The sequence below is a fragment of the Streptomyces sp. SD31 genome (assembly GCF_052068475.1).
Classification (GTDB): domain Bacteria; phylum Actinomycetota; class Actinomycetes; order Streptomycetales; family Streptomycetaceae; genus Streptomyces.
Genome location: NZ_JBQHCX010000017.1, coordinates 151,383 through 178,185, shown reverse-complemented (window position 1 = coordinate 178,185; position 26,803 = coordinate 151,383). Strand labels below are relative to the sequence as shown.

General features: G+C 71.9%; 25 protein-coding genes and 1 pseudogene. 15 read left to right on the top strand and 11 right to left on the bottom strand.

The features are described from left to right. Positions 1-8: 8 nt before the first annotated feature. From ACTMVF_RS32170 to ACTMVF_RS32160, 3 genes are all read left to right on the top strand, one after another. On the top strand, positions 9-1,352 hold the full coding sequence (locus ACTMVF_RS32170; protein ID WP_441274600.1) for a hemolysin family protein: 1,344 nt from the start codon (positions 9-11) through the stop codon (positions 1,350-1,352). Further along, positions 1,349-2,362: a hemolysin family protein gene (locus ACTMVF_RS32165; RefSeq protein WP_441274599.1), complete on the top strand. Its 1,014-nt coding sequence runs from the start codon at positions 1,349-1,351 to the stop codon at positions 2,360-2,362. The genes ACTMVF_RS32170 and ACTMVF_RS32165 overlap by 4 nt, the downstream gene beginning before the upstream one ends. A gap of 105 nt (positions 2,363-2,467) precedes the next feature. Continuing rightward, entirely contained in the window at positions 2,468-3,250 is a 783-nt protein-coding gene (locus ACTMVF_RS32160) for an SGNH/GDSL hydrolase family protein (RefSeq protein WP_441274598.1), read from the top strand. Positions 3,251-3,314: 64 nt separating this feature from the next. Here ACTMVF_RS32160 and ACTMVF_RS32155 read toward each other — a convergent pair whose 3' ends face one another. Further along, on the bottom strand, positions 3,315-4,064 hold the full coding sequence (locus tag ACTMVF_RS32155; RefSeq protein WP_441274597.1) for an LPXTG cell wall anchor domain-containing protein: 750 nt from the start codon (positions 4,062-4,064) through the stop codon (positions 3,315-3,317). Positions 4,065-4,480: 416 nt separating this feature from the next. Here ACTMVF_RS32155 and purB point away from each other — a divergent pair, with 416 nt between their 5' ends. Both purB and mug read left to right on the top strand, forming a co-directional pair. Beyond that, positions 4,481-5,923 carry an adenylosuccinate lyase gene (purB, locus tag ACTMVF_RS32150; RefSeq protein WP_441274596.1) on the top strand — a complete coding sequence of 481 codons (1,443 nt, stop codon included), beginning with the start codon at positions 4,481-4,483 and terminating at the stop codon, positions 5,921-5,923. Positions 5,924-5,936: 13 nt separating this feature from the next. Further along, the gene (gene mug / locus ACTMVF_RS32145; RefSeq protein ID WP_441274595.1) at positions 5,937-6,485 is read left to right on the top strand and encodes a G/U mismatch-specific DNA glycosylase; all 549 of its coding nucleotides are present in this window, start codon (positions 5,937-5,939) and stop codon (positions 6,483-6,485) included. A gap of 11 nt (positions 6,486-6,496) precedes the next feature. Here the strand turns inward: mug and ACTMVF_RS32140 are convergent, their stop codons facing one another. From ACTMVF_RS32140 to ACTMVF_RS32130, 3 genes are read right to left on the bottom strand one after another with little or no spacing between them, the layout of a single operon-like run. Beyond that, entirely contained in the window at positions 6,497-6,925 is a 429-nt protein-coding gene (locus ACTMVF_RS32140) for a hypothetical protein (protein ID WP_441274594.1), read from the bottom strand. A gap of 41 nt (positions 6,926-6,966) precedes the next feature. Next, positions 6,967-7,692: an ABC transporter permease gene (locus ACTMVF_RS32135; RefSeq protein WP_441274593.1), complete on the bottom strand. Its 726-nt coding sequence runs from the start codon at positions 7,690-7,692 to the stop codon at positions 6,967-6,969. 3 nt (positions 7,693-7,695) lie between these two features. After that, on the bottom strand, positions 7,696-8,616 hold the full coding sequence (locus ACTMVF_RS32130) for an ABC transporter ATP-binding protein (protein ID WP_441274592.1): 921 nt from the start codon (positions 8,614-8,616) through the stop codon (positions 7,696-7,698). 108 nt (positions 8,617-8,724) lie between these two features. On the opposite strand from ACTMVF_RS32130, the gene ACTMVF_RS32125 reads away from it, so the two are divergent. The 3 genes from ACTMVF_RS32125 (at position 8,725) to ACTMVF_RS32115 (ending at position 11,915) form a co-directional block, all read left to right on the top strand. Next, positions 8,725-9,894, top strand: coding sequence for a sensor histidine kinase (locus ACTMVF_RS32125; protein WP_441274591.1), 1,170 nt, complete (start codon positions 8,725-8,727; stop codon positions 9,892-9,894). A 14-nt stretch (positions 9,895-9,908) separates the two neighbouring features. Next, positions 9,909-10,571 carry a response regulator gene (locus ACTMVF_RS32120; RefSeq protein ID WP_274237332.1) on the top strand — a complete coding sequence of 221 codons (663 nt, stop codon included), beginning with the start codon at positions 9,909-9,911 and terminating at the stop codon, positions 10,569-10,571. A gap of 186 nt (positions 10,572-10,757) precedes the next feature. Further along, positions 10,758-11,915 carry an ROK family protein gene (locus ACTMVF_RS32115; RefSeq protein ID WP_441274590.1) on the top strand — a complete coding sequence of 386 codons (1,158 nt, stop codon included), beginning with the start codon at positions 10,758-10,760 and terminating at the stop codon, positions 11,913-11,915. Between the two features lie 105 nt (positions 11,916-12,020). On the opposite strand, the gene ACTMVF_RS32110 is transcribed toward ACTMVF_RS32115, so the two are convergent. Next, positions 12,021-12,782, bottom strand: a complete 762-nt coding sequence (locus ACTMVF_RS32110; RefSeq protein WP_441274589.1) for a GntR family transcriptional regulator — start codon at positions 12,780-12,782, stop codon at positions 12,021-12,023. 171 nt (positions 12,783-12,953) lie between these two features. After that, the gene (locus ACTMVF_RS32105; protein ID WP_302002563.1) at positions 12,954-13,838 is read right to left on the bottom strand and encodes an RNA polymerase sigma-70 factor; all 885 of its coding nucleotides are present in this window, start codon (positions 13,836-13,838) and stop codon (positions 12,954-12,956) included. A gap of 214 nt (positions 13,839-14,052) precedes the next feature. Between ACTMVF_RS32105 and ACTMVF_RS32100 the strand changes: the two genes are divergently transcribed. Then, positions 14,053-14,883 carry an alpha/beta fold hydrolase gene (locus ACTMVF_RS32100; protein ID WP_441274588.1) on the top strand — a complete coding sequence of 277 codons (831 nt, stop codon included), beginning with the start codon at positions 14,053-14,055 and terminating at the stop codon, positions 14,881-14,883. A 93-nt stretch (positions 14,884-14,976) separates the two neighbouring features. Here ACTMVF_RS32100 and ACTMVF_RS32095 read toward each other — a convergent pair. Then, a pseudogene (locus tag ACTMVF_RS32095) lies at positions 14,977-15,765 on the bottom strand (EamA family transporter); the annotation flags it as partial. A 47-nt stretch (positions 15,766-15,812) separates the two neighbouring features. Here ACTMVF_RS32095 and pdxR point away from each other — a divergent pair. From pdxR to ACTMVF_RS32080, 3 genes are all read left to right on the top strand, one after another. After that, entirely contained in the window at positions 15,813-17,339 is a 1,527-nt protein-coding gene (gene pdxR / locus ACTMVF_RS32090) for a MocR-like pyridoxine biosynthesis transcription factor PdxR (RefSeq protein ID WP_441274587.1), read from the top strand. A 149-nt stretch (positions 17,340-17,488) separates the two neighbouring features. Further along, positions 17,489-19,063, top strand: a complete 1,575-nt coding sequence (locus tag ACTMVF_RS32085; RefSeq protein ID WP_441274586.1) for an alkaline phosphatase D family protein — start codon at positions 17,489-17,491, stop codon at positions 19,061-19,063. A 189-nt stretch (positions 19,064-19,252) separates the two neighbouring features. Continuing rightward, positions 19,253-20,689, top strand: a complete 1,437-nt coding sequence (locus ACTMVF_RS32080; RefSeq protein ID WP_441274585.1) for a GNAT family N-acetyltransferase — start codon at positions 19,253-19,255, stop codon at positions 20,687-20,689. Between the two features lie 12 nt (positions 20,690-20,701). On the opposite strand, the gene ACTMVF_RS32075 is transcribed toward ACTMVF_RS32080, so the two are convergent. Beyond that, a complete protein-coding gene (locus ACTMVF_RS32075; protein WP_441274584.1) occupies positions 20,702-21,925 on the bottom strand; it encodes a trans-sulfuration enzyme family protein in 1,224 nt (407 codons plus the stop codon). 59 nt (positions 21,926-21,984) lie between these two features. Here ACTMVF_RS32075 and ACTMVF_RS32070 point away from each other — a divergent pair, with 59 nt between their 5' ends. Continuing rightward, complete coding sequence (locus ACTMVF_RS32070; protein WP_441274583.1) at positions 21,985-22,476, top strand: Lrp/AsnC family transcriptional regulator; 492 nt, start codon at positions 21,985-21,987, stop codon at positions 22,474-22,476. A 32-nt stretch (positions 22,477-22,508) separates the two neighbouring features. Further along, complete coding sequence (locus tag ACTMVF_RS32065) at positions 22,509-24,197, top strand: DUF885 domain-containing protein (protein WP_441274582.1); 1,689 nt, start codon at positions 22,509-22,511, stop codon at positions 24,195-24,197. Between the two features lie 14 nt (positions 24,198-24,211). Here the strand turns inward: ACTMVF_RS32065 and ACTMVF_RS32060 are convergent, their stop codons facing one another. The 3 genes from ACTMVF_RS32060 to ACTMVF_RS32050 form a co-directional block, all read right to left on the bottom strand. Further along, positions 24,212-25,045 carry an SDR family oxidoreductase gene (locus ACTMVF_RS32060; RefSeq protein ID WP_441274581.1) on the bottom strand — a complete coding sequence of 278 codons (834 nt, stop codon included), beginning with the start codon at positions 25,043-25,045 and terminating at the stop codon, positions 24,212-24,214. A 64-nt stretch (positions 25,046-25,109) separates the two neighbouring features. Continuing rightward, positions 25,110-25,625, bottom strand: a complete 516-nt coding sequence (locus tag ACTMVF_RS32055; RefSeq protein WP_441274580.1) for an immunity 21 family protein — start codon at positions 25,623-25,625, stop codon at positions 25,110-25,112. Between the two features lie 57 nt (positions 25,626-25,682). Then, positions 25,683-26,159, bottom strand: coding sequence for a rhodanese-like domain-containing protein (locus ACTMVF_RS32050; RefSeq protein ID WP_441274579.1), 477 nt, complete (start codon positions 26,157-26,159; stop codon positions 25,683-25,685). A 141-nt stretch (positions 26,160-26,300) separates the two neighbouring features. On the opposite strand from ACTMVF_RS32050, the gene ACTMVF_RS32045 reads away from it, so the two are divergent. Then, on the top strand, positions 26,301-26,747 hold the full coding sequence (locus ACTMVF_RS32045; protein ID WP_441274578.1) for an Lrp/AsnC family transcriptional regulator: 447 nt from the start codon (positions 26,301-26,303) through the stop codon (positions 26,745-26,747). Positions 26,748-26,803: the final 56 nt, after the last annotated feature.

Sequence of the window (26,803 nt, the reverse complement as noted above, 5' to 3'; positions counted from 1 at the left end):
GTGACCCGATGACCGAAGTGATCCTCCTGCTGGTGGCGATCCTGCTGTCGCTCGCCTGCGGTGCCTTCGTCGCGGCCGAGTTCTCGCTGACCACGGTCGAGCGCAGCGAGCTGGAACAGGCCGCGGAGCGCGGCGAGCGGGGCGCTGTCGGCGCCCTGAGGGCCGTACGGAATCTGACGTTCCAGCTCTCCGGCGCCCAGCTCGGCATCACGGTCACCAACCTGGTCGTCGGCATGCTCGCCGAACCGTCGATCGCCGCGCTGCTCGCGGGCCCGCTGGAGTCGATCGGCATCTCCCGCTCGACGGCGAGTTCGATCGCGCTGGTGATCGGTACGGCCCTGTCGACCATCGTGCTGATGGTGGTCGGCGAGCTGGTGCCCAAGAACTGGGCGATCTCCTCGCCCCTGGCCGTGGCGAAGACGGTCGGGAACGCGCAGCGCTGGTTCAGCGCGATCTTCCGCCCCTTCATCACCCACCTCAACAACACGGCGAACCGCATAGTGCGCCGCTTCGGCGTGGAACCCACCGAGGAGCTGGCCGCCGCGCGCGGCCCCCAGGAGCTCGCCGCCCTCGCCCGGCACTCCGCCCGGGAGGGCGCCCTGGAGGCGGACACCGCCGAGCTCTTCGTACGGACCCTGAACCTGGCCGATCTGACCGCGGAGAACGTCATGACCCCCCGCGTCCAGGTCATCGCCCTGGAAGCCCAGGCGACCTGCGAGGACGTGGCGAACGCGACGCGCGCGACCGGGCTGTCCCGGTTCCCCGTCTACCGCGGCACCCTCGACGCGGTCGTGGGCACCGCGCACATCAAGGACATCCTGACGGTGCCCGCCGAGAGCCGGGCCCGCGTCTGTGTCGCCGAGCTGATGCGCGAGCCGCTCCTCGTCCCCGAGACGCTCACCGTCGACCGGCTCCTCGACCGGCTGTCCGGCAAGCGCACCATGGCCGTGGTCATCGACGAGTACGGCGGTACGGCGGGCGTGGCCACGCTGGAGGACATCGTCGAGGAGGTCGTCGGCGAGGTGCGCGACGAGCACGACCCGCACGAGACGCCCGACCTCGCCCACGCCGGAAGCGACGACGACGGCCGGGCCCTGTACTCGGCCGACGGGTCGGCGCGGCTGGACCAGCTCGCGCGCGTCGGGCTGAGGGCGCCCGAGGGGCCCTACGAGACGCTGGCCGGGCTGGTCGCGACCGAGCTCGGACGCATTCCCGAGGTCGGTGACCTTGTCGAGGTCGCCGGCTGGCGGCTCGACGTGGTGGACGCCGCGGGCCGCAGGGCCGCGCGGGTGCTGCTGCACGCGCCGCTCGACGACGAGGCGACCGACCACGAGAAGGAGGGCGGGCGATGACCGCCGTACAGCTGCTCATCGGTTTCGCAACGCTGGTCGTCAACGCCTTCTTCGTGGGCGCCGAGTTCGCGCTGATCTCGGTGCGCCGCTCGCAGATCGAGCCGTACGCCGACCAGGGCGACCGGCGCGCCAAGAGCGTGCTGTGGGGTCTGCAGCACGTGTCGGCCCTGATGGCGGCCGCGCAGCTCGGCATCACGCTGTGCACGCTGGTGCTCGGTGTGGTCGCGGAACCCGCGATCGAGCACCTGCTGGAGCCGGTGTTCCACGCCGTGGGCGTGCCGGAGAGTGCCGGGCACGCGGTGTCGTTCGTGATCGCGCTGGCGCTGGCCACGTATCTGCACATGCTGCTCGGTGAGATGGTGCCGAAGAACATCGCGCTGGCCGAGCCGGTGCGCAGCGCCCTGCTGCTCGGTCCGCCGCTGGTCGCGCTGTCCCGGGCGCTGCGGCCGGTGATCTTCACGATCAATGCCTTCGCCAACACACTGCTGAAGCTGCTGCGCGTCGAGACCAAGGACGAGGTCACCGCGACCTTCTCGGACGCCGAGCTGGCCCGCCTGGTGCGGGACTCCGGCGAGGCCGGCCTCATCGACGAGCGCGCGCGGGAGCGGCTGCACGACGCTCTGGAACTGGGCCGCCGGCCGGTGCGTGACGTGGTGCTTCCGCTGGAACGTGTCGTCTACGCGCGCGTGGGCGTCACGCCGGCGGAGCTGGAGCGACTGTCGGCCGAGTCGGGCTTCTCCCGGTTCCCGGTCGTCGACGAGGCCCGCCGCATCGTGGGCTATCTGCATGTGAAGGACGCGCTGGACGCCTCCCCGCGGGACCTGCCGTTCCAGGTGCGGGACATGCGGCCCATCGCGCGCGTGCGGGAGAGCACGCCGCTGGACGACGTGCTCACGGCGATGCGGGGCAGCCGTACACATCTGGCGGCCGCGCTCGGCGGCGACGGCCGACTGGCGGGGCTCGTGACCATGGAGGACGTGCTGCGGGAGCTGTTCGGACAGCGGGCCTGACGGCTGGGTTCCGCCTGGGTGCCGGGCTCCGCCCGAGTGCCGGTCCAGGCGGGTTCCGGGCCGACCGACCGATGGGTATGGAGCCGGGTTACCATCTCTGTCGCCATGCAGACGAACCCCACGCACACCAGCCTGGTCGCGGTCGGCGACTCCTTCACCGAGGGCATGTCGGACCTGCTCCCGGACGGCTCCTACCGGGGCTGGGCCGACCTCCTCGCCGGACGGATGGCCGCGCGCACGCCCGACTTCCGGTACGCCAACCTCGCGGTGCGCGGGAAGCTGATCCGGCAGATCGTCGAGGAGCAGGTCGACGTGGCGGCCGCGATGGGCGCCGATGTGATCACACTGGTCGGCGGGCTCAACGACACGCTGCGGCCCAAGTGCGACATGGGGCGGGTGCGCGGACTCCTGGAGGAGGCCGTGGAGAAGCTCGCCCCGTCGTGCCGGCAGCTGGTGCTGATGCGCAGCCCGGGGCGGCAGGGGCCGGTCCTGGAGCGGTTCCGGCCGCGCATGGAGGAGCTGTTCGCGTGCGTCGACGAGCTGGCCGAGCGGCACGGAGCGATCGTCGTCGACCTGTACGGGGCACCGTCGCTCGGCGACCCCCGCCTGTGGGACGTGGACCGGCTGCATCTGACGGCCGAGGGGCATCGCCGGGTCGCGGAGGCGGTGTGGCAGGCGCTCGGCTACGACCCCGAGGACACCGAGTGGCGCACGCCGATGCCGGCCACGCTGCCGCCGGGGTGGGTCGCCCGGCGGGTCGCGGACGCGCGGTTCGCCCGGCGGCATCTGCTGCCGTGGATCGGACGGCGGCTCACGGGACGCTCGTCCGGAGACGGACTGCCGCCGAAGCGGCCGGAACTGCAGCCCTACGAGGGCCTGGGGGCGTAGCCGCGGACAGGGGAAAGCGCCCGGTGGTCCCTGGTGGGGTACCGGGCGCTGTCACAGGTGTGCGCTACTGCTGACGCGCGGCCCGGCTTCGTCGGTACAGGAAGGCTCCGCCGACCAGCAGCGCCCCACTGCCGACAATGCCTCCGACGATGGCTCCGGTGTTGGTGCCGGTCTCGGGCATCTGGGGGTGATCCGGCTTCGCGGGCGGCGCCTTGGGCGGAGGCGTCGGCTCCGGCTTGTGGGGCGGCGGCGTCTTGCTGGGCGAGGGTTCGGGTGAGTCGCCGTAGCAGGAGCCGTAGCCGCATTCGTCCGGCTCCTCGGAGCCGTAGCCGCTCGGCTCTTCCTTGCCGTAGCCGTAGCCGCTCGGCTCCTCCTCGCCGTAGCCGTAGCCGCTCGACTCTTCCTTGCCGTAGCCGCTCGGCTCTTCCTTGCCGTAGCCGCTCGGCTCTTCCTTGCCGTAGCCGTGGCCCTTCGGCTCCTCCTTGCCGTAGCCGTGGCCCTTCGACTCCTCCTTGCCGTAGCCGTGGCCCTTCGGCTCCTCCTTGCCGTAGCCGTGATCCTTCGGCTCCTCCTTGCCGTAGCCGTAGCCGCTCGGCTTCTCGGCGCCGTAGCCAGAGTTGCCATATCCGGAGGTGTCGTGTTCGGAAGCGGGCTCCGGGTAATCCGGCGAGTTGAACTTGTCATTCAGCTCATAGAATTTGTCCCGCATCGCGCCGAACTTTTCCTGCATCTGGCCGAATTTCTCATCCAGCCCTTCCAGCCCGTCCGGGTCCCATGGATCCGTACGGCCCGGCAGTGCGGCCGCGGAGTTCACCACGGTCCCCTGCATGCGTGGGGCCGCGGACGCCCACGTACCGGATAGTGACAGGGCGCTCGTCGCGGCGGCAGCCACGATCAATCCCCTGGTCAGGGCCTGTCGCATTCTCGTTGTCTTTCTCTCAGGCGGAATGGGGAAGCCAACGTCGGTCATTGACGCGATCTTGTCGATTGCCGGGATTTGCGAGGTCATCGCAGGAGCCGTGATGCCGCACGTTCACACTCGCCACGACCTGCAGACTATGAACGAGACAGGCGGGCCCCAGAAACCAGGACGCGTCGATGGCCAGGGAATTCACCCGATCGCCCTGTATACGGCCGACGGCCTCACTCCGACGGCGACAGCCTGACCTGGGGCGCTCCGGACCGTATGCGCGATCCGGGGCCTCGGGGCGCCGGGTAAACTCCGTACACGTGACTTCTGCGCCCGCCAAGCCCCGCATCCCGAACGTCCTCGCCGGACGCTACGCCTCCACCGAGCTCGCCACGCTCTGGTCCCCCGAGCAGAAGGTGAAGCTCGAGCGGCAGCTCTGGCTCGCCGTGCTGCGGGCCCAGAAGGACCTCGGGATCGAGGTTCCGGACGAGGCGATCGCCGACTACGAGCGTGTCCTTGACACCGTCGATCTGGCCTCCATCGCCGAGCGCGAGAAGGTCACGCGGCACGACGTGAAGGCGCGGATCGAGGAGTTCAACGACCTCGCCGGGCACGAGCACGTGCACAAGGGCATGACGTCCCGCGACCTCACGGAGAACGTCGAGCAGCTGCAGATCCGGCTCTCGCTGGAGCTGATGCGCGACCGTACGGTGGCCGTCCTGGCCCGCCTCGGCAAGCTGGCCGGCGAGTACGGCGAGCTGGTCATGGCCGGCCGCTCGCACAACGTCGCCGCGCAGGCCACGACGCTGGGCAAGCGCTTCGCGACCGCCGCCGACGAGCTGCTCGTCGCGTACGGCCGGGTCGAGGAGCTGCTCGGCCGCTACCCCCTGCGCGGCATCAAGGGCCCGGTGGGCACGGCTCAGGACATGCTGGACCTGCTGGGTGGGGACGCGTCGAAGCTGGCGGACCTGGAGGGCCGGATCGCCGGACACCTGGGCTTCTCGCAGGCGTTCACCTCGGTCGGCCAGGTCTACCCGCGCTCGCTGGACTACGAGGTCGTGACCGCGCTGGTGCAGCTGGCGGCGGCGCCGTCGTCGCTGGCGAAGACGATCCGGCTGATGGCCGGGCACGAGCTGGTGACCGAGGGCTTCAAGCCGGGCCAGGTCGGCTCCTCCGCGATGCCGCACAAGATGAACACCCGCTCCTGTGAGCGCGTCAACGGCCTGATGGTGATCCTGCGCGGCTACGCCTCGATGACGGGCGAGCTGGCGGGCGACCAGTGGAACGAGGGCGACGTGTCCTGCTCGGTGGTGCGCCGGGTCGCGCTGCCGGACGCGTTCTTCGCGCTGGACGGGCTGCTGGAGACCTTCCTGACGGTGCTGGACGAGTTCGGTGCTTTCCCGGCGGTCGTGGCGCGTGAGCTGGACCGTTACCTGCCGTTCCTCGCCACCACCAAGGTGCTGATGGGCGCGGTGCGCGCGGGCGTGGGCCGTGAGCTGGCGCACGAGGCGATCAAGGAGAACGCCGTCGCCTCCGCGCTGGCCATGCGCGAGCAGGGCGCCGAGCGCAACGAGTTGCTCGACAAGCTCGCCGCCGACGAGCGCATCCCGCTCGACCGCGCTCAGCTGGACGCGCTGATGGCCGACAAGCTGTCCTTCACGGGGGCCGCGGCCGACCAGGTCGGCGTCGTCGTGGGCCGCGTCGAGGAGATCGTGAAGCAGCGCCCGGAGGCCGCCGGTTACACGCCCGGGGCCATCCTCTAGCGCGTCGCTCAGCATGGCGCGCTTCACCGCCGAGCAGCTGGAGGCCGCTCGCGACCGTCTGGTACCGGACGTCGTCGCGGACGGTCTCCATGTGCTGTTCTGTGGCATCAACCCCGGTCTGATGACGGCTGCGACGGGCCATCACTTCGCCCGCCCCGGCAACCGCTTCTGGCCGGTGCTGCACCTGTCCGGCTTCACGCCGAAACTCATGAAACCGTCGCAACAGCAGGAGTTGCTGTCCTACGGACTCGGCATCACGAACGTCGTGGCACGGGCGACGGCACGGGCCGACGAGCTGAGCGCGGAGGAGTACCGCGAGGGCGGGCGGCTGCTGGCGACGAAGGTGGCGCGGTTGCGGCCACGTTGGCTGGCCGTGGTGGGCGTCACCGCGTACCGGGCCGCCTTCGACGACCGCAAGGCTCAGGTGGGCCCGCAGGAGCGGGTGATCGGGGGCACGCGCGTGTGGGTGCTGCCGAATCCGAGCGGGCTGAACGCGCACTGGACGGCGGCGACGATGGCGGAGGAGTTCGGGCGGTTGCGGGTGGCGGCGGAAGAGTCCTGACGCCGCTAGGGTCACGGCGGGTCGACTTCCGTGACCACGGCGAGGAGCTGCACGTCGTCGGTCTCGTCTCGGTCGGCCACGGCCACCGCGACCCAACGGCCCGTCCCTTCCGCTTCCCAGAGGTAGGCCAGGCGGGCGCGGGCGCTGAGGGAGACCCAGGGCTGGGGTATCTCCTCCTGCGCGGTGCGCAGCACTACGGTCTGCAGGTTGTACGGATCCGTCTCTCCCCAGCGGGACGCGAACTGCTCGTACAGGGCGTCGCGGCACTTCTCGTGCTGCTCCACCGTCGCCGCACGCGTCCCGCAGTCGCCGCGGCTGCTCTCTAACACCACGGCGTGGTAACCGGGTCCGCTGTCGCCTCCGTCCCACGAGGTGTGCTCCGCCACGAACGGGCGGAAGCACAGCTCGTCGATGAGAGCGAGGTGCCGTGCGATGTTCATGTCGTCCAGTAAACCCGGCCCCACTGACAATTGGCGTCCTGTCAGGCGTCCCGTCGCCGCACGCTCCACGCCCCCGCCACCAGCGCGGCAGCCGTCCACAGTGCGGTCACCGTCAGGCCCGACCATGGCCCGAGCGTGCCGTCGTAGGTCTGGTGGATCACGATCTGCCCCGCCTTGTCCGGCAGGAAGTCCGCGATGGTGCCCGCGGCATCGCCGATCACGAACGACACCACGAGGATGAACGGGATCAGGATGGACAGCGTGGCGACACCGCTGCGCAGCAGGACGGTGAGACCGGCCGCGAACAAGGCCATCAGCATGAGGTAGATCCCGCAGCCCACGACCCCGCGCACCTGCTCGGCCACGGTGAGCCCACTCGCCGCGGAGCCGAGTCCCGCGCGTCCCGCGACGAGCGCGGTGAAGGCGGTGACCAGCCCGACGAGGAGAGTCGGCACGGCGATCGCCGTCACCTTGGCGGCGAACCATCGTCCACGCTGGGGGACCGCGGCGAGCGACAGTCGAAGCGCACCCCCGTGATACTCCGACGACACAGCCATCGCGCCGAACGAGATGGCTGCGATCTGGCCCGGCAGCACACCGGACAGCGCGGTGAAGAGCGGGTCGAAATCCGGCTCGGAGGCCCCGGATGCGCCGGCCAGCGCGGAGAACGCCGTGGTCGCGGCGAACAGTGCGAGCAGCGCTCCCGGCAGCGAGCGGAGCGTACGGATCTTGAGCCACTCCGAGTGGAGTACGGGCACGAATGCCATGGTTCAGGCCTCCTGGGGCTGTGCGGTGAACTCGGCCTCGGTCGCGGTCAGATCGAGATAGGCCTGCTCCAACGTGCCTTCCTCGGCGGCGAGTTCGAGTACGGGGACACCTGCCTGGGAAATCAGGCGGCCGATGTCGTCCACGCGCGCGTGATGCACGATCCAGTGCCCGTCCTCGTGCTGGACGGCATCGTGGCCGTGTCGGGCGAGGGCGGTCTTGAGGGCGGTGGTGTCCGTGGTGCGGATGCGGACGCGGGGTTCCACGCGTGCGTGGATGAACTCCCGCATCGGGGTGTCGGCCAGCAGGCGCCCTCGGCCGAGGACCACGAGGTGGTCGGCGAAGGACGCGGTCTCGTTCATGAGGTGGCTGGAGACCAGGACCGTGCGCCCCTCCCCCGCGAGGCGACGCAGCAACTGGCGTATCCAGATGATGCCTTCGGGGTCGAGGCCGTTGGACGGCTCGTCGAGCATGACCACCTCCGGGTCGCCGAGGAGGGCGGCGGCGATACCGAGCCGCTGGCGCATGCCCAGGGAGTACGTCTTCACCCGGCGGCGTGCGACCGACGCGATTCCTGTCTCCTCCAGCACCTCGTCGACCCTGCGGTTCGGGATGCGGTTGCTCGCGGCCAGGCCACGCAGATGGTCGCGAGCGGTCCGGGAGCCGTGCGCGGCCTGGGCGTCGAGCAACGCGCCCACCTGGCGCAGAGGTTCGTGGAGCGTCGCGTAGGCGCGGCCGCCGATCGTCGCGGTTCCGGAGGTCGGCCGGCCGAGGCCGAGCACCAGTCGCATGGTGGTGGACTTTCCGGCGCCGTTGGGGCCGAGGAAGCCGGTGACGCGGCCGGGCTCGATGCGGAAGGTGAGGTGGTCCACGGCCCGGCGGGTGCCGTACTCCTTGGTGAGGTCTTGGACGTCGATGCTGGTCATGGCAGCAGCCTGGCCGTCCGGGACGGGTCGGGGCCTCCCCCGCCCGAGGAGTTCGTCTCCCCCGTGCGGGGGAGGCTCGTTGTCAGTGGCGGCTGGCACGATGACGAAATGGTCCGCTTGCTGCGCCCGTTCGGCCGGGCGGTGACGTACACACGATTGCTGCATCTGTTCATCGCCATCGTGTGGCCGTCGATGCTGCTCTTCATCGAGGAAGCGTGGTGGACCTGGGCGCTGGCGGCCGTGCTGCTCGCCCCCGCCGGGCTGGTGCCCGCGATGCGCACCGTGGAGGGGATGCAGGCAAGGCTGCTGCTGACCGGTCACCGGCACGACAGTGCGAGCACCGACATCGTCGTCGCCCCGTCCGCCTCCTGGAGCGACCGGGGGCGGCTCGTCGTGTGGCTGGAGGCGCGGCTCCTGCTCGGCTGCGCGACCTCGATGTTCACCGTCCAACTGCTGCTCGCCTCAGTGGACTTGGTGTTGTCGGCTCTCGGCCTCGGCGGCGAGGGGGGCGTGCTGCTCCACCTCGCCGGCCACCACTGGTGGCACGCCCTGCTCGCGCCCGTGTCACTGGTCGCGCTGGCGCTGACCGTGGTCGGCTCGGGCCGGCTCATCACCGCCTTGGCCCACCGGCTCCTGGGCCCTTCCCCCGCCGAGCGCCTCGCAGCGATGGAGGAGCGCACCGAGCAGCTCCTGGAGCGCACCCGCATCGCCCGCGAACTGCACGACTCCATCGGCCATGCCCTGACGGTGGCCGTGGTGCAGGCGGGTGCCGCGCGCGCGGCGGGCGACCCCGCCTTCACGGACCGGGCCTTGGACGCCATCGAGGAGACCGGCCGGGCCGCGCTGGAGGACCTGGAGCGGGTCCTCGGCATCCTGCGTGAGTCCGAGCGGCCGGTCAGCAGCAGGCCGACACTCACGGACGCCGACCGGCTGCTGGAGTCCGCGCGTGCCTCCGGCGCGAAGGTCGACGTCGACATGAGGGGGCCCTTGGACACCGTGCCGGGCCCGGTCTCCCGGGAGGGCTACCGCATCCTCCAGGAGTCGCTGACCAATGTGCTGCGGCACGCGGGCGCCGTCCCGGTACGGATCCGCATCGAGGTCGCGGACGGCACCCTCGGCCTGGAGGTCCGCAATCCGCTCGGTGCCGACATACCCGGGCCCGGCAGAGGCAGCGGCTTGCGCGGCATACGCGAGCGCGCGGCACTGCTGGGCGGACGCGCGCGGACCGGGCCGGATCAAGGTGACTGGCAGGTGCATGCAGAACTGCCGCTGCGCTGATCTACGCTGACCGGATGCCGGTCACCGTTCTCCTAGTCGACGACGAACCCCTCGTACGCGCCGGTCTGCGGGCCGTGTTGGAGGCGCAGCCCGACATCGAGGTCGTCGGGGAGGCGGCGGACGGGGCAGCGGTGATTCCGCTGGTCCGGCAGCTGCGGCCGGACGTGGTCGCCATGGATGTGCGGATGCCGTTGCTGGACGGGATCGAGGCCACGCGCGCGGTGCTGCGGACGGTCGACGAGCCGCCGAAGATCGTCGTCATCACGACCTTCGAGAACGACGAGTACGTGTACGAGGCGCTGCGGGCCGGTGCCGACGGGTTCCTGCTGAAGCGGGCCCGGCCTGCCGAGATCGTGCACGCGGTGCGGCTGGTAGCCGAGGGCGAGTCGCTGCTGTTCCCCGCCTCGGTGCGACAGCTTGCCGCGCAGTACGGAGACGACGGCGGGAACCGGGCGGCGCGCGCCGTGCTGGAGCGGGCCCGGCTGACCGAGCGGGAGGCCGAGGTGCTGCGGCTGATGGCGCGCGGTCTGTCGAACGCGGAGATCGCCGCCCGCCTGGTCGTCGGGACGGAGACGGTGAAGTCGCATGTGAGCGCCGTCCTGGCGAAACTCGGGGCGCGGGATCGTACGCAGGCGGTGATCACGGCGTACGAGTCGGGGTTCGTGGCGCCGGGGTGAGCCTGGCGGGGGTTCCGGCCGGAGGGATCCGAGCGGGCGGGCGGCCTGGCGGCCTGACCCGGCGGCCGGCCCGGTGGTTGCGGGTAAACGGACCGGTCAGTAGGCCGGCAGGTGCCCACCCCTCGCCCGCGTCCGTCCCGGCGAGTAGCATCCGCCCAACATGCGCACGAGCTGGGAGGACGGACGTTGGGGCGGCTGACCGGCGGGGATCCCTCGCTGCTGCGAAGGATCAATTCCGCGGTGGTGCTGCACGCGCTGCGTGCCACGGACGCCGCGACGCTGACGGAGATCACCCGGGTCACCGGCCTGTCCCGCCCGACCGTGGAGGGCGTCGTCGAGGGCCTCATCGAGGCGGGTTACGTCGTCGAGAAGGCCGCCGACGAGAGTGTCGTCCGGCGTCAGGGGCGCCCGGCGCGGCGGTTCCGGTTCCGGGCGGAGGCGGGGCATCTGCTGGGCCTGGACATCGGGTCGCATCGGGTCGCCGCGCTCCTCGCCGACCTGGACGGCCGGGTGCTCGGCTCCATCGCGAAGGACGTCGACGAGACGGCCCAGGCCGACGAGCGGCTGGAACGGCTGCGTACGGCGGTCGCCGAACTGTTGCGCCGGGCCGGTGTCGCACGTGGCTCGCTGCGGGCCGTGGGTGTGGCGACGCCGGGCATCGTCGATGCGGACGGCACCGTGCGGCTGGGCGCCGCGCTGCCCGAGTGGACGGGGCTGCGGCTGGGCGAGCGGCTGAGCCGGTCCTTCAAGTGCCCGGTCCTGGTGGAGAACGACGCCAACGCGGCGGCGGTCGCCGAGCACTGGAAGGGATCGGCCACCGAGTCCGACGACGTGGTGTTCGTGCTGGCGGGGCTGAGCCCGGGCGCCGGTGCGCTGATCGGCGGGCAGCTGCACCGGGGATTCGGCGGGGCGGCCGGCGAGATCGGCGCGTTGCATCTGCTGGGCCGCGAGGCGACTCCGGAGACCCTGCTGTCCACCACGGACGAGCCCCTGCGGCCCCTCGACGAGCACGCTGTCGCCGAGGTCTTCGCGCAGGCCCGCAAGGGCGACGAGGGGGCCCGCGCGGCCGTCGACCGCTTCATCCAGCGCCTCGTCCACGACGTGGCCGCCCTCGTCCTCGCGCTCGACCCCGAGCTGGTCGTCGTCGGCGGCTGGGCGGCCGGCCTGGACGGCGTGTTGGAGCCGCTCCGGCGCGAGCTGGCCCGCTACTGCCTGCGCCCGCCGAAGGTCGCCCTGTCCCTCCTCGGCGAGGCGGCGGTGGCGACGGGAGCGCTGCGGCTCGCTCTCGACCATGTGGAGGAGCAGCTCTTCGCGGTGGAGGGCACGGTGACGGGGCGGCGCTGACGCTCAGCGGTCCGTCGCCAATCCCTCGCGGTGCAGTGCCGTGTGCCGTGAACGCGTCGCGCCCCGGAGCGGATCCGGGGCGCGGGGTATGTACCGGTACGGCGGTCAGGACGCCCGGCGTTCCGGGTCCTGGTGGATCTCCACGCCGCCGAAGTCGCCGAAGGTCAGCCGGCACGTGTCCGCGCGGTACGTGGCGACGGAGAGCGCCGCGGTGCGGCCCCCGGCGATGTAGCGGGTGGTGACGACGAGGACGGGCGCCCCCGGCAGACGGTCCAGCTCCTTGGCGTCGTCCGCGCGGGCCGAGCCCAGCTCGACGGCGTTCTCCTGGCCCTCGAGGTCCAGGCGCTGCAGCTCGCGCAGCACGGCACGCGCGCGTGCCGCTGCGGACGGGGCGTCGATGGCGGTGAGGTCGGGCACCGACGACTGCGGGACGTAGAGCAGCTCGGCGGCGACGGGCTGGCCGTGCGTCACGCGGGAGCGGCGCACGATGTGCACGGCCTCGTCCCGCCCGCTCCCCAGGGCATCGGCGACGGACGCGGGCGGGACCGCCCGTGTGCAGTCCGCGGGCTGCCAGACGTCGTCGGCCGTACCCGGCCAGGCGTGCTGCTCGGTGCCGACGGCCACACCCACGCGCGGCGGCGCGACGGTCGTACCGACACCGCGGCGGCGCTGCAGCCGGCCTTCCAGTTCGAGCTGTTCCAGTGCCTGGCGGAGCGTGGCCCGGGCGACGCCGAAGCGGGCGGCCAGGTCGCGCTCGTTGGGCAGGATCTCGCCCACGGAGAACTCGGATTCCAATGCCTCACTGAGCACGGTCCTCAGGTGCCAGTACTTCGGTTCCGGCACCGATTCCAGCTGCGTGGTCCCCACCCTGTCCTCCGCAATCGCCGTGGCCCGTCGGCGTTTTAGCGCCCTTGTTTATTAAAGGTTGTTGCACTTCTCTGCGACCATAGGGCGGCCCTCACCCTTGGTCAATACCAATCGCCGGGAACGTTCACGGCACGGGCTGGAGCCGCCACGCCCGCGACCCGGCGGCGGGAGCTACGCCGTCGCCAGGGACGTCAGCTTGTCAGGGTTGCGGATGATGTAGACCGACTGGATCCGCCCGTCCAGGACGTCCAGCTGGAAGACGCTGTCGGGCTTGTCGCCGGACCGCACCAGCACCGCGGGGCCGCCGTTGAGTTCCAGGAACCGGAAGGACACATCGGCGACGCCCTTCTGCGCGGCGCCGATGAGGAAGCGGCCCACCTTGTCGGCCGTCTCCAGGACCCGCACCGGCGCCTTGGCCTTGCCGCCGCTGTCGCCGACGAGGCGGACGTCGGGGGCCAGCAGCGACATGAGCCCCTCCAGGTCGCCCTCGGCCGCCGCGGCCAGGAACCGTTCGGTGAGATCGCGGCGCTGGACGGGGTCGACCTCGTAGCGCGGCCGCCGCTCGTCGACGTGCTTGCGGGCCCGCCCCGCCAGCTGCCGCACCGCCGCCTCGCCGCGGTCGAGCATGGCGGCGATCTCGGCGTACGGGTAGCCGAAGGCCTCCCTGAGGACGAACACCGCCCGCTCCAGGGGCGACAGCGACTCCAGGACGACGAGGACGGCGAGGGAGACGGAGTCGGCGAGCACGGCACGTTCCGCGCTGTCCGGGACGGTGTGCCCGAAGTCGGTGGCGTACGGCTCCGGCAGCCAGGGGCCGATGTAGGTCTCGCCCCGCGCCTTGACCTGGCGCAGCCGGTCGATGGCGAGGCGGGTGGTGATGCGCACCAGGTAGCCGCGCGGTTCGCGCACCTGCGACCGGTCGGCGCCGGACCAGCGCAGCCACGCCTCCTGCACCACGTCCTCCGCGTCGGCCACGCGGCCGAGCATGCGGTAGGCGACCCCCAGGAGAACGGGGCGGTGCTCTTCGAAGACGTCGGTCTCGGTGTCGGTGGTCACCTCACCATCCCAGCCGACGCGTCCGGGTGTGTCCAGGCGAATTCGGCGGTGCCGGGCTGTGGAGTTCAACGCCGGGGCCGACGGGAGGCGTTGAGGGACTTTCCGGCCTCCAGGTCGACGACCGCCAGGGGCTACCCGCCGGTAGCAATTGCTGACAAGGTGTCTACGTCGTCCGTCAGCGTGTCCCAGCCCGTGTCCCAGACGAGGAGCGCCCATGTCCGCCACTGTCTCCTTCAAGGTTTCCTCTCCCCACGGCCCGCAGAGTGTGACCGTCGACTACGCGCGCGTGGGGCGCGGCGAACCGTTGCTCCTGCTGCACGGCATCGGTCACCACCGGCAGGTCTGGGACCCGGTGGTACACATACTGGCGGCCGAGCGGGAGGTGATCTCCGTGGACCTGCCCGGCTTCGGCGCGTCTCCGGGCCTGCCGGACAGCCTCAGCTACGACCTGGCCACGACGACCGCCGTGTTCGCGGCCTTCTGCGAGGCCATGGAGCTCGACCGGCCGCATGTCGTGGGCAACTCCCTGGGCGGGCTCATCGCGCTGGAGCTCGGCCGCGAGAAGCTCGTGCGGTCCGTCACCGCCCTGTCCCCGGCGGGGTTCTGGTCCGAGGCCGAGCGACGCTATGCCTTCGGTGTGCTGCTGGCGATGCGGCACATCTCCCGGCGGCTGCCGGTGCCGCTGGTGGAGCAGCTGTCCCGGTCGGCGGCCGGTCGCACGGTCCTCACGAGCACGATCTACGCCCGCCCCGGCCGCCGTTCACCCGAGGCCGTGGTCGCCGAGACCCTCGCGCTGGCGCGGGCCACGGGCTTCGACCGGACTCTCCGGGCCGGCCGGGCCGTCCGGTTCGCCGACGACATCCCCGGGATCCCGGTCACCGTGGCGTGGGGCACCAGGGACCGGCTGCTGGTGCGCCGGCAAGGGGTGCGCGCCAAGCAGATCATTCCCCGGGCGCGCCTCGTCCGGCTGCCCGGCTGCGGCCACTGCCCGATGAACGACGACCCGGCCCTGGTCGCGCGCGTCATCCTCGACGGCAGCCGCTGACCCGCGCGGGGCACGCGTCAACGCGCCGGAGCCCAGGGCGACTCCGGCGCCGACGAGGGCGCTGCCCAGGGCCTGGACGGCGCCGTAGGAGCCGGTTCCGACGAGCGGGGCGGTGCAGGCGGCGGCGACCGGGATGAGGCCGGAGAAGAGCGTGGCGCGCTCGGCGCCGATCCGTTGCATGCCCATGTACCAGCACACGAAGCCGACGACGGTCACGACCACCGCCTGCCACAGCAGCGCGACGGTCTCCGTGGCGTCGGGACGCCGCAGCCACGCGGTGCCGTCCAGCAGCAGCCCGGCCGCCGCGGACTCGACGGCGGCGACCCCGCACACGGTGGCGGACAGCAACCGCGGTCCCAGCGGCCGCAGCACGGGCACCGCGAGGACCGCGAAACCGACCTCGCCCACCAGCGCGCACGCGGAGAAGGCGATGCCCGCGCCGTCCGTACGCCCCCAGCCCTGGACCGCGAACGCGCCCGCGGCGACGAGCAACGCCCCGTACAGGACGGTGCGTTGGGGTCGGCGTCCGTCCAGCAGAGGAACGACGACGGCCACGACCACGGGCGCACAGCCGACGAAGACACCGGGAACCGCCGGTTCGGCGGTGCGCTCGGCTGCGATGACGGCGAGGTTGAAGCCGACCATGCCGACGGCCGCCAGCACCGCGAGACGGGCCCACTGACCGGCGGCCAGTGCCCGCAGCCGGACCGTGGCGTCCCGTCCCGCCAGCGGGACCAGCAGGAGAAAGGCGAGGCCGTAGCGCAGGAACTGGCCGCCCGCGTAGGGGTAGTCGCCCAGGAGGCTGTTGGCGGTGAAGGACCCTCCGACGAGGACACAGGCGAGCGCGGCGAGCAGGGCACCGCGCGTGGTGGTGGCGTTCATGGCAGCGACGCTAGGAACCGCCGCGGTCCCGATTAAGGTCCACTTTCATGACTCCATCGGAGACCAATTCCGCCGGGCGGCCGACGCGGCCCACCGCGACACCGGGCGCCGCCGAGCCCGCGGGCAACGCCGAGCGTCGGGTCCCCTCCCCCGCCTGGGAGTTGCTGCTGCCCGCCGCGTCGGCACCGGCACGCGCGCGTGGGCGTTCGCTGCAGGCGGCGCTCCGTGAGGCGGTGCGGTCGGGGCGGCTCGCACCGGGTACGCGGCTGCCGTCGAGCCGCGATCTCGCCGCCGACCTCGGTGTGTCGCGCGGGCTGGTCACCGAGGCGTACGAGCAGTTGACGGCGGAGGGCTATCTGCGCAGCGGCCGGGGTGCCGGGACCTGGGTGGGCGATGCGGCACGGGCCGCCGGGCCACGCGCGCGCGACCTCGCACCGCGCGCCACCGACGCCAGGGCCGACTTCGTGCCCGGGACGCCGGACATGTCGCTGTTCCCGCGTGCCGCGTGGGCGGCGGCCCAGCGCGGGGTGCTGGCCGAGCTGCCGCACCACGAGCTCGGCTATCCCGACCCGCGCGGGCTGCCCCGGCTGCGTACGGCGCTCGCCGAGCTGCTCGCTCGCCGCCGCGGCGTGGTCGCGGACCCCGAGCGCATCGTGGTCGTCTCCGGGGTGGCGCAGGCGACGACGCTGCTCGGCTTCGTGCTGCACGCGCGCGGGATGCGCGAAGTCGGCGTCGAGGACCCGGGAAGCCCGCAGCACGACGCCCTGTATGCCGCCGCCGGCGTCACCACCCTGCCGCTGCCGCTGGACGAGGAGGGGCTCGCCATGGGCCCGCTGCGGGAGTCGGACTTACGGTCCGTCGTCACGACCCCGGCCCACCAGTTCCCCACCGGCATCGCCTACTCCGCCCGTCGCCGCACCGAGCTGCTCGACTGGGCGCGGTCCGTCGAGGGCGTCGTCCTCGAGGACGACTACGACGGGGACTTCCGGTACGACCGCGCCCCCGTCGGCGCGCTCCAGGGCCTGGACCCGGAACGCGTCGCCTACACGGGCTCGGTCAGCAAGTCCCTCGCTCCGGGCCTGCGCCTCGGCTGGCTGCTCGTGCCGGAGTCGCTGGCCGAGGACGTCGTCGAGCGCAAACGGACCATGGACCTCGGTCATCCGGCCCTGGACCAGGCGCTGTTCGCCCGGTTCCTGGAGCGTGGCGACTACGACCGCCAGCTGCGCCGCTGCCAGCGGGCGTACCGGGAGCGTCGTGACACCCTCGTCGCCGCTCTGGAGGAGCACTTTCCGGGCGCGGAGGTGACCGGGATCGCCGCGGGGCTGCACGTCATCGCCGCCCTGCCGGAACGGTACGGGCCTCAGGAGCGGTTCCTCGCGCGCGTGGCCGCGGCCGGGGTCGCGGTGCGTCCACTGACGGACTACGCACACGCGCGTGCCGGTGACGGGGACCGGCCGGGCGTGCGGCTGGTCCTGGGATACGCGCACCTGTCCCCCGCGCGGATCCGGGCGGGGGTACGGCTGATGGCCGAGGCGGTCGCCGGCCGCCGGGGGACTGCTTCCACCGGTAGGTGACCGGAACCGTACGTCCGTCTGTCTCCCGCCTGACTGCCCCGTTCCCTTGCCGATGCGGTCAGTTGTTCACTTGTGGTTTCCGTGTGCGCTGCGGCGCACCAGTAGTTGTGGCACTGCACACTGGCCGGATCCCGCCCCTGGAGGCCTCCATGTCACACCGTCCGCTCCCGGGCCGTCGCAGCGTCCTGCGCGGCTCGCTCGCCGCCTCGGCGGCACTCACCCTGCCCACGGCACTCGGCTCGGCACCGGCGTTCGCCCTGTCCGGACGCCCCAAGGCAGGCTGGGGCGTGCAGACGGGAGACGTGACCTGCGACTCGGGGCTGGTGTGGGTGCGGTCGGACCGCCCGGCCCGGATGGTCGTCGAGACGTCCGCGACCGAGTCGTTCCGCAACCCGCGCAGATGGCAGGGCCCGCTGCTCGACGCCGGTACGGACTTCACCGGCACGACCCGGCTGCGCGGTCTGCCGTCCGGCGAGCAGATCCACTACCGCGTACTGCTCGCCGACCCGGACGACCCGCGTCGCACCGGCGAGCCGGTCACCGGCACCTTCCGTACGGCCTCCGCGCGGCGGCGCGACGGGGTGCGCTTCGTCTGGTCGGGCGACCTCGCCGGTCAGGGCTGGGGAATCAACCCGGACTTCGGCGGCTACCGGATCTACAACGCGATGGCCGCGCTGGACCCGGACTTCTTCCTCTGCAGCGGCGACAACGTCTACGCCGACGGCCCGATCTCGGCCTCGGTCGCCCTGCCCGACGGCAGCACCTGGCGGAACATCACCACCGAGGAGAAGTCCAAGGTCGCCGAGACGCTGGCCGAGTTCCGCGGCAACTTCCGCTACAACCTGCTCGACGACAACCTCAAGCGGTTCAACGCCCAGGTCCCGTCCATCATCCAGTGGGACGACCACGAGGTGACCAACAACTGGTACCCCGGCGAGATCCTGGCCGACGCCCGCTACACCGAGAAGAACGTCGACGTCCTCGCTTCTCGCGCCCGGCAGGCGTTCTCGGAGTACTTCCCCATCTCCACGCTGCGCCGCCCCGACGGCCGGGTCTACCGGGTGATCAACCACGGTCCGCTGCTGGACGTGTTCGTACTGGACATGCGCACCTACCGCAACGCCAACTCGACGGACGACCAGGCCACCGACGCGCAGGGCATCCTCGGCGCCGAGCAGCTGGCCTGGCTCAAGCGCGAGCTGTCCCGCTCCCGGGCGGTGTGGAAGGTGATCGCCTCCGACATGCCGCTCGGCCTGGTGGTACCGGACACCGGCGACGGCAAGCCGAACATCGAGGCCGTCGCCCAGGGCGACCCGGGGGCGCCGCTGGGGCGGGAGCTGCAGATCGCCGAGCTGCTGCGGTTCATCAAGCACCGCAGGATCACGGGCACGGTGTGGCTGACCGCGGACGTGCACTACACCTCGGCCCAGCACTACCAGCCGTCGCGGGCGGCCTTCACCGACTTCGAGCCGTTCTGGGAGTTCGTCTCCGGCCCGCTCAACGCGGGCGCGTTCCCGGCGAACACCCTGGACAACACCTTCGGCCCGGAGCGGGTGTTCATCAAGGCGCCGACGACCGCGAACGTCTCGCCCGCCGGGGGCTACCAGTTCTTCGGCGAGGTCGACATCGACGGCGGCAGCGGCGAGCTGACGGTACGCCTGCGCGAGTCGGACGGCACCGTGCTGTTCACGCAGGTGCTGCAGCCGGGCCGGGTCGGTCAGTAGATCCCGTAGCCTGAAATCCGTGCCGCGCACCGGTGTCATCCCCCGGTGCGCGGCACGGTCGTACCGGTCGGACACCGGAACGTAGTTGAAAAACCCACAAATTAGACATAAGCGTTCTTTACCGCCCGGTCACAAAGCGTTCGTGATCACGCAACACCGTTCCTTCACAGTGGGTGCATGAGTCGAGACATGTCTGATGTGACGCGTGCGAAGCACGGACGTCCTGTACACCACTGGCGGCGTGACGTCATCGAACTCGCCGCGCTCTTCACGGCGGTGGCGGTGGCCGACGCCGTGGCGAACCTGATCGGGCACGGGCCCGACGGACCGACGCTGCTGCTGATCTCGGCGGCCGCCCTGATCGCCACGGCGGGGTTCCACACATGGTGGGCACGGCGCCACGGTCACGCACCGCCGACAGGCGATACCAGTGCCCGGCCGCGCTCCGAGGAGCGGGCCGGGCGGTCGGACGCCGGACCGTCGGGCCAGGCGCGGGATGTGGCCGCGACGGTGCCCGGGGACAGTGTGCTGTGGCGGATGCGGACGACGGTGAAGGACGAACCGGGATCGCTGGCCGCGCTGTGCACGGTCCTCGCCGAGCTGCGGGTGGACATCCTGAGCCTGCAGACGCATCCGCTGGCCGAGGGCACGGTGGACGAGTTCCTGCTGCGTGCGCCCGACGGGCTCACGGCGGCCGAGATCACCCGGGCGGTCTCCGTGGCCGGCGGTGCCGAGACCTGGATCGAGCGGGCCGACGCCCATGACCTCGTGGACGCGCCGACCCGGGTGCTCGGCCTCGCCACCCGTACCGCCCTGGACGCGGCGGAACTTCCGCTGGCGCTGCGGCAGTTGCTGGGCCGGTGCACCATCCGGTCGCTGCCCGCCACGCCGGCCGGAGGCGGCCGGGGGCCGGAGCCGGTACCGATGGAAGGGGCCCTGGAGGAGACCGTGATGCGGCTGCGGGCGCCGGAAGGCGGAGTGATCACTGTGGAGCGGCCGTATCTGCCGTTCACGCCGACCGAGTTCGCGCGGGCGCGGACGCTGGTGGAGCTGGACGCGCGGCTCGGCCCGCGCGTGCCGCGCAGCCAGGACGTGTTGACGTTGCCCGAGGGCAACGACATCACCGTGCGCCGGGCGGACACCGGTGATCTTCGGGCCGCCAGGGAGATGCACGAGCGGTGCTCGGCGCGGACGCTCGGGATGCGGTACCACGGTCCGGTCGGTGACGCGGACCGCTATCTCAACCATCTGCTCAGTCCGCGGTTCGGGCGGACGCTCGCCGTGCAGACCGTGTCGGGGCGCGTCGTCGGGCTCGGTCATCTGCTGTGGGACGGTGACGAGACGGAGGTCGCGCTGCTCGTCGAGGACGCGTGGCAGCGGCGCGGCATCGGCAGCGAGTTGCTGCGCAGGCTGGTGGGGATGGCCGTCGAGGCGGGCTGCGAGAGTGTGTACGCCGTGACGCAGTCGGCCAACACCGGGATGGTCGCGGCGATGCGGGGGCTGGGGCTCCCCCTCGACTATCAGATCGAGGAGGGGACCCTCGTCATCACGGCTCGTCTGGATGGTTCGTTGGACAAGCCGGTTACGGAACGGCTTTCGCGTGCGGGTGAGTTGGGTAAGGCCTGAGCGCCATGGAGGCTAGGGCTGTGTGGTGAGTGCGGGCTTGCTGTGGCTTGTCGCGCAGTTCCCCACCCGGGGGCGTCCCAGCGCGGCGTCCAGATCTGACCACAGGTCCTCCACGTCCTCCAGGCCCACCGACATCCGCAGCAACCGGTCACTCACCCCGGCGTCGCGTCGGTCGTCCGCGTCCACGATGCGGTGGCTGATGGACGCCGGGTGCTGAATCAGGGTGTCGACGCTGCCGAGGCTGACGGCGGGGGTGATCAGGCGGACGCCGGCGATGACCTCGTGCGGGTCGCCGTGGACCTCGAAGGCGATCATCGCGCCGCCGATGCGGGGGTAGTGGACGCGGGCGACGCGCGGGTCGGCGGCGAGGCGGCGGACGAGTTCGGCGGCGGTCGCGGAGGCGGCCCGGACGCGTACCGGCAGGGTGGACAGGCCGCGCAGCAGCAGGTATCCGGCCAGCGGGTGCAGGACGCCGCCCGTGGCGAACCGTATCTGCCGCAGCCGCCCTGCGAACTCCTCGTCGCAGGCCACCACGCCCGCCATCACGTCCCCGTGCCCGCCGAGGTACTTGGTGGCGCTGTGCAGCACCAGCCGTGCGCCCTGTTCGGCGGGGCGCTGGAGCACCGGCGTGGCGAAGGTGTTGTCCGCGAGCAGCGGGACCGAGCCGCAGGCATGGGCCACCGCCCGAAGGTCCGCCTCGGCGAGGGTCGGATTCGCCGGGGACTCCACCATCACCAGACCGGTGTCCGGGCGCAGCGCCTCCGCGATCCCGGCCGGGTCGGTCCAGGTCACCTCCGAGCCCAGCAGTCCGGCGGTCAGCAGGTGGTCGCTGCAGCCGTACAGCGGACGTACGGCGACGACGTGGCGCAGGCCCATCGAGGCCCGTACGAGAAGAACCGCGCTCAGTGCCGCCATCCCGCTGGCGAACGCGACCGCCGCCTCGGTGCCCTCGAGGCGGGCGAGGGCGGTCTCGAAGCGGGCGACGGTCGGATTGCCCAGGCGGCCGTAGACGGGCGGGCCGTCCGGCTCCGCGCCGGTCGTGGCGAACGCGTCGATGCGGGCGGCCTCGCCGCGGCTGTCGTAGGACGGGTAGGTGGTCGACAGGTCGATCGGCGGGGCGTGCAGTCCCTGCCGGGCGAGGTCGTCGCGGCCGGCGTGCACGGCCTCGGTGGCGAGTGCTCTGGGTGCGGGGCGGCGTACGGCGTCGTACGCCGGCGTGTCCAGGGGCGTGTCCATGACGGAAGGGTGAACACCGACCGGGCCACAGTGGCGATGCCCCGTGCTACGTTCGGCCAATGGCCGAATCTGTCGTACTGGACCCGGTGGATCTCCAGCTGCTGAGACTTCTGCAGAACGACGCCCGGACCACTTACCGCGACCTCGCCGCGCAGGTCGGGGTCGCGCCGTCGACATGCCTGGACCGGGTGACGCGGCTGCGCCGGTCGGGCGTGATCCTCGGCCACCGGCTTCAGCTCGATCCGGCGAAACTCGGGCGCGGGTTGCAAGCGCTGCTGTCCGTGCAGGTCAGGCCGCACCGACGGGAGTTGGTGGGGCCGTTCGTGGAGCGGATCCGCGCCCTGCCGGAGGCGCTGACCGTCTTCCACCTCACCGGTCCCGACGACTACCTCGTCCATGTCGCGGTGGCGGACATGGCGGATCTGCAGCGCCTGGTCCTGGACGAGTTCACCGCCCGCCGGGAGGTCGCCCGGGTGGAGACCAGGTTGATCTTCCAGCAGTGGGACTGCGGCCCCATGCTGCCGCCTTCGCCCTCAGCTCAATCCGAGTGACGTACCGCGGCCCTCGTATGAGGATGGACCGCATGTCTGAGACCAAGAGCCCGCTGCCCCGTGAGGTCGCCGACGCCTATGTCGACGAACTCATCGCCCTCGACCCGGTCACCGGTACGTATCTCGGCGTGAAGGAGAGTTCGAGCAGGCTTCCCGATCTCTCGCCCGCGGGCCAGGAGGCGCTCGCGGACCTCGCGCGGGCCACGCTCGCGCGGCTCGACGAGGCCGAACGCCGGCCCGGCGCGGACAGTGACATCGAGCGCCGGTGTGCGCGCCTGCTGCGCGAGCGGCTGACCGCTGAACTCGCCGTGCACGAGGCCGACGAGGGCCTGCGCTCGGTCGGCAACATGGCCACCGCCGCGCACTCGGTGCGCGAGGTCTTCACCGTCACACCGAGCCAGTCCGACGAGGACTGGGCGGCGATCGCCGAGCGGCTGCGCGCGGTGCCGGCCGCGTACGCGGGGTACCGCGAGTCCCTCGCGCTGGGTCTGGAGCGCAAGCTGTACGCGGCTCCGCGCCCGACCGCCACCTTCGTCGAGCAGCTCACCGAGTGGTCCGGCTCCGGCGAGGACCGTGGCTGGTTCGAGGACTTCGCCTCGGCCGGTCCCGAGTCGCTGCGCGCGGAGCTGGACGACGCCGCCCGCGGCGCGACGGCCGCCGTGGTGGAGCTGCGGGACTGGATGCGCGAGGTGTACGTACCGGCGATCGAGGGCGCGCCGAACACGGTGGGCCGCGAGCGCTATGCCCGCTCGGCCCGTTTCTTCAACGGCATCGACCTCGACCTCGACGAGGCGTACGCGTACGGCTGGTCCGAATTCCACCGGCTGCTCGGTGAGATGAAGAAGGAGGCCGAGAAGATCCTTCCGGGGGCCGCGACGCCGTGGGTGGCGCTCGCTCACCTCGACGAGCACGGCAAGCACATCGAGGGCGTCGACGAGGTCCGCGACTGGCTCCAGGGCCTGATGGACGAGGCGATCGAGAAGCTGGACGGCACGCACTTCGAACTCGCCGAGCGGGTCCGGAAGGTGGAGTCGTGCATCGCCCCGCCCGGCGGTGCGGCGGCGCCGTACTACACGCCCCCGTCGGAGGACTTCTCGCGTCCGGGCCGCACCTGGCTGCCGACGATGGGCCAGACCCGGTTCCCGGTCTACGACCTCGTCTCGACCTGGTACCACGAGGGCGTCCCCGGCCATCACCTCCAGCTCGCGCAGTGGGCGCACGTCGCACAGGACCTCTCCCGCTACCAGGCCACCGTCGGCCATGTCAGCGCCAACTGCGAGGGCTGGGCGCTGTACGCGGAGCGGCTCATGGACGAGCTCGGTTTCCTCACGGACCCGGAGCACCGGCTCGGTTACCTCGACGCGCAGATGATGCGGGCCGCCCGTGTCATCGTCGACATCGGCATGCATCTGGAGCTGGAGATCCCGGCCGACTCCCCCTTCCACCCCGGCGAGCGCTGGACCCCGGAGCTGGCCCAGGAGTTCTTCGGCTCGCACAGCAGCCGTCCGGCGGACTTCGTGGAGAGCGAGCTGACCCGCTATCTGACGATCCCGGGCCAGGCCATCGGCTACAAGCTCGGCGAGCGGGCATGGCTGTTGGGCCGCGACAAGGCGCGCGAGCGGCACGGCGCCGCCTTCGACCTCAAGGCCTGGCACATGGCGGCGCTGTCGCAGGGTTCTCTGGGCCTGGACGACCTGGTGGACGAGCTGTCCGCGCTCTGACCGTCACCTTGTGATCAGCGCCGGAATCCACCCTCGGAGTCGATGACCTGACCGGTGATCCAGCCCGCCTCGTCCGTCGCCAGCCAGGCGATGAGGCGGGCCGGGTCGTCCGGCATGCCCCACCGGCCGGCGGGAAAGCAGGCCGCCACGGCCTCGTACGCCTCGCCGGTCAGGTAGTCCGTGTCCACGGGACCGGGGTTGACGGTGTTCACCGTGATCCCCTGCTCGGCGAGCGTGGTCGACAGGGAGCGGGTGATCGAGGCGAGGGCGCCCTTCTGGAGGGCGTAGGCGATCTCGCCGGGCATGCCGCCCGCGATGTCCTGGCCGGAGGTCATCATCACGACGCGGCCGCCGGGGCCCGCCGGCCTCAGCCGGGCGTGGGCCTGGACGAGCAACAGCACCGAGCGGGTGTCGACCGCCCAGTGCGCGTCGAGCATCGCGGCGTCGATGTCGTCGAGGGTGCCGTCGGAGCCGCTCAGCGCGTGGTTGGCGATCAGGATGTCGAGCTGTCCGCCGAGCGCCGATGCGGCCGTGGCGACGAGTTCGGCGGGCGCGGCCGGGTCGGAGAGGTCGCCGGGGCCCGCGAGGACCAGGGCATCCGGATCGCCGAGCGCCTCGCGCACGGAGGTGACGACGTCCTCGGGCCGGTCCGCTCCCCACGGCATGGCGGCGTCGTGCGGCACATGGTGGTGCAGATAGACGCTCGCCCCGTACGCGGCGAGCCGCCGGGCCACGGCATGACCGATGCCGGCCCGTCTGCTGGCGCCTGTGACCAGGGCGGTCCGGCCGCGCAGGGGCAGGGGGTCGCGGCGCAGGGCTCCGGGGGCGGGGTGCGGAAGTCGGGGCATGGCAGTTCATGATGGGGAACCGCCAGGTCCGGCGCACCTGGTTATTCGCGCGGGCCCCACAGGGTCAGTGCGGCAGCCGTCGGAGCTGGACGAGACCCAGCCAGGTTTCCGGGCCGGGCTGCACCTGGGCGGCACGGACCGCGTACGGCCCCGGCTCCAGGGCCACCCGCAGGTGTTCGGTCCGTTGCGTCTCCGGTCCCGGCCAGGCCGAGTCGAACAGGATCACCGTTCCCGGCACGTTCCAGCGCACCTCGTGTTCCCAGACCGCCGTGGCGAGGGCGGCCGGAACCCGGGCCAGCAGTTCCTCTTCGGAGTCGGCCGCGCACCAGCGTACGAAGACACCGTGGTCGGGCAGGTAGGAGGTCGAGGCGGGCTCGTCACCGAACACCAGCGCCGCGCTGTCGCCCACGGGCAGGAGTCCGACCGACCCGTCGACCTCGCAGGCCCGGTCGTAGTCCGAGGCCGTCTCGTCGCCGTCGGCGCCCGCCCAGAACGGCAGCACCGTCTCGGGTACGGCTATCAGGGGGCCGCCGCCCGACTCCACCCACTCCACCGCGCCCGGTTCCGCGTATCGCACCATGGCAGCAGAACCTACACGCACCGCGGGCCCGCCCTCTCACCGCGCCCGACCTGCCCCTCAGCAACCGCAGTTGTCGGAGTCCACCGGTGCCGTGAGCGGATCGGCGCTGCGGCCCTCGCGGCCCTGCCAGGTCTCGAACTCGAAGCCCTCGCGCACCCAGTACTCGAAGCCGCCGAGCATCTCCTTGACCTGGTAGCCGAGTTCGGCGAGGGCGAGGGCGGCGCGGGTCGCGCCGTTGCAGCCGGGGCCCCAGCAGTACGTCACGATGGGCACGGACTTGTCGAGGAGCTGCTCGGCCTGCTCGGGGATGAGGGAGGTGGGCAGGTGGATCGCGCCCGGGATGTGGCCCTGGTCCCAGGACTCGGTGGAACGGGAGTCCAGGACCACGAACCCCGGGTCGCCGTCGGCCGCGAGCGCTGCGGCGACGTCGGACACGTCGGCGTGGAAGACGAGGCTCGCACGGAAGTAGGCGGCGGCCTCGGCCGGCGCGGCGGGCGCGACCCGCAGTACGGGGTTCATGGTGGTGGCGGTCATGATCTGGTTCCCTCCCCGGCGGATCTCGATCCCTGGCGGATCTCGATGACCAGAAATCTACGGGCGATGATCCCCTTCCTGAAGGGCCATTCCACTGCCCGAACCTTGATCCACCGGGAATACCCCTGCTATTCCTCGGACATGACCGCGTATTCCCCGGACGCCACCGACTGGCGCATCCTCGACGTCCTCCAGCGCGAAGGCCGCGCCAGCTTCGCCGAGCTGGCCCGTGCCGTGTCCATGTCCGCGAGCGCGGTCACGGAACGGGTGCGGCGGCTGGAGGAAGCGGGCGTCATCCAGGGCTACGCGGCGGTCGTCGACCCCGAGCGGCTGGGCCTGCCGATCCTGGCCTTCGTACGCCTTCGCTATCCGAACGCAAACTACAAGCCGTTCCACGACCTGGTCGCCGCTACACCGGAGATCCTGGAGGCGCACCACGTGACGGGCGACGACTGCTTCGTCATCAAGGTCGCCGCGCGCTCGATGCGGCACCTGGAGGAGGTGTCCGGCAAGATCGGCACGCTGGGCTCGGTGACGACGAGCGTCGTCTACTCGTCCCCGCTGCCCCGCCGGCCGCTGGGGCACTGACGTCACCTGGCGGGCCCTCGCTCAGGAGAGACGGCGCCGGACGCCGACACGGACTT

Bases quoted from the DNA above. Each gene is read 5' to 3' on its own strand.
- ACTMVF_RS32170 (WP_441274600.1), top strand. From the start codon at position 9: ATGACCGAAGTGATCCTCCTGCTGGTGGCGATCCTGCTGTCGCTCGCC.
- ACTMVF_RS32165 (WP_441274599.1), top strand. From the start codon at position 1,349: ATGACCGCCGTACAGCTGCTCATCGGTTTCGCAACGCTGGTCGTCAAC.
- ACTMVF_RS32160 (WP_441274598.1), top strand. From the start codon at position 2,468: ATGCAGACGAACCCCACGCACACCAGCCTGGTCGCGGTCGGCGACTCC.
- mug (WP_441274595.1), top strand. From the start codon at position 5,937: ATGGCGCGCTTCACCGCCGAGCAGCTGGAGGCCGCTCGCGACCGTCTG.
- ACTMVF_RS32140 (WP_441274594.1), bottom strand. From the start codon at position 6,925: ATGAACATCGCACGGCACCTCGCTCTCATCGACGAGCTGTGCTTCCGC.
- ACTMVF_RS32135 (WP_441274593.1), bottom strand. From the start codon at position 7,692: ATGGCATTCGTGCCCGTACTCCACTCGGAGTGGCTCAAGATCCGTACG.
- ACTMVF_RS32130 (WP_441274592.1), bottom strand. From the start codon at position 8,616: ATGACCAGCATCGACGTCCAAGACCTCACCAAGGAGTACGGCACCCGC.
- ACTMVF_RS32125 (WP_441274591.1), top strand. From the start codon at position 8,725: ATGGTCCGCTTGCTGCGCCCGTTCGGCCGGGCGGTGACGTACACACGA.
- ACTMVF_RS32120 (WP_274237332.1), top strand. From the start codon at position 9,909: ATGCCGGTCACCGTTCTCCTAGTCGACGACGAACCCCTCGTACGCGCC.
- ACTMVF_RS32100 (WP_441274588.1), top strand. From the start codon at position 14,053: ATGTCCGCCACTGTCTCCTTCAAGGTTTCCTCTCCCCACGGCCCGCAG.
- pdxR (WP_441274587.1), top strand. From the start codon at position 15,813: ATGACTCCATCGGAGACCAATTCCGCCGGGCGGCCGACGCGGCCCACC.
- ACTMVF_RS32085 (WP_441274586.1), top strand. From the start codon at position 17,489: ATGTCACACCGTCCGCTCCCGGGCCGTCGCAGCGTCCTGCGCGGCTCG.
- ACTMVF_RS32080 (WP_441274585.1), top strand. From the start codon at position 19,253: ATGTCTGATGTGACGCGTGCGAAGCACGGACGTCCTGTACACCACTGG.
- ACTMVF_RS32075 (WP_441274584.1), bottom strand. From the start codon at position 21,925: ATGGACACGCCCCTGGACACGCCGGCGTACGACGCCGTACGCCGCCCC.
- ACTMVF_RS32070 (WP_441274583.1), top strand. From the start codon at position 21,985: ATGGCCGAATCTGTCGTACTGGACCCGGTGGATCTCCAGCTGCTGAGA.
- ACTMVF_RS32065 (WP_441274582.1), top strand. From the start codon at position 22,509: ATGTCTGAGACCAAGAGCCCGCTGCCCCGTGAGGTCGCCGACGCCTAT.
- ACTMVF_RS32060 (WP_441274581.1), bottom strand. From the start codon at position 25,045: ATGCCCCGACTTCCGCACCCCGCCCCCGGAGCCCTGCGCCGCGACCCC.
- ACTMVF_RS32055 (WP_441274580.1), bottom strand. From the start codon at position 25,625: ATGGTGCGATACGCGGAACCGGGCGCGGTGGAGTGGGTGGAGTCGGGC.
- ACTMVF_RS32050 (WP_441274579.1), bottom strand. From the start codon at position 26,159: ATGACCGCCACCACCATGAACCCCGTACTGCGGGTCGCGCCCGCCGCG.
- ACTMVF_RS32045 (WP_441274578.1), top strand. From the start codon at position 26,301: ATGACCGCGTATTCCCCGGACGCCACCGACTGGCGCATCCTCGACGTC.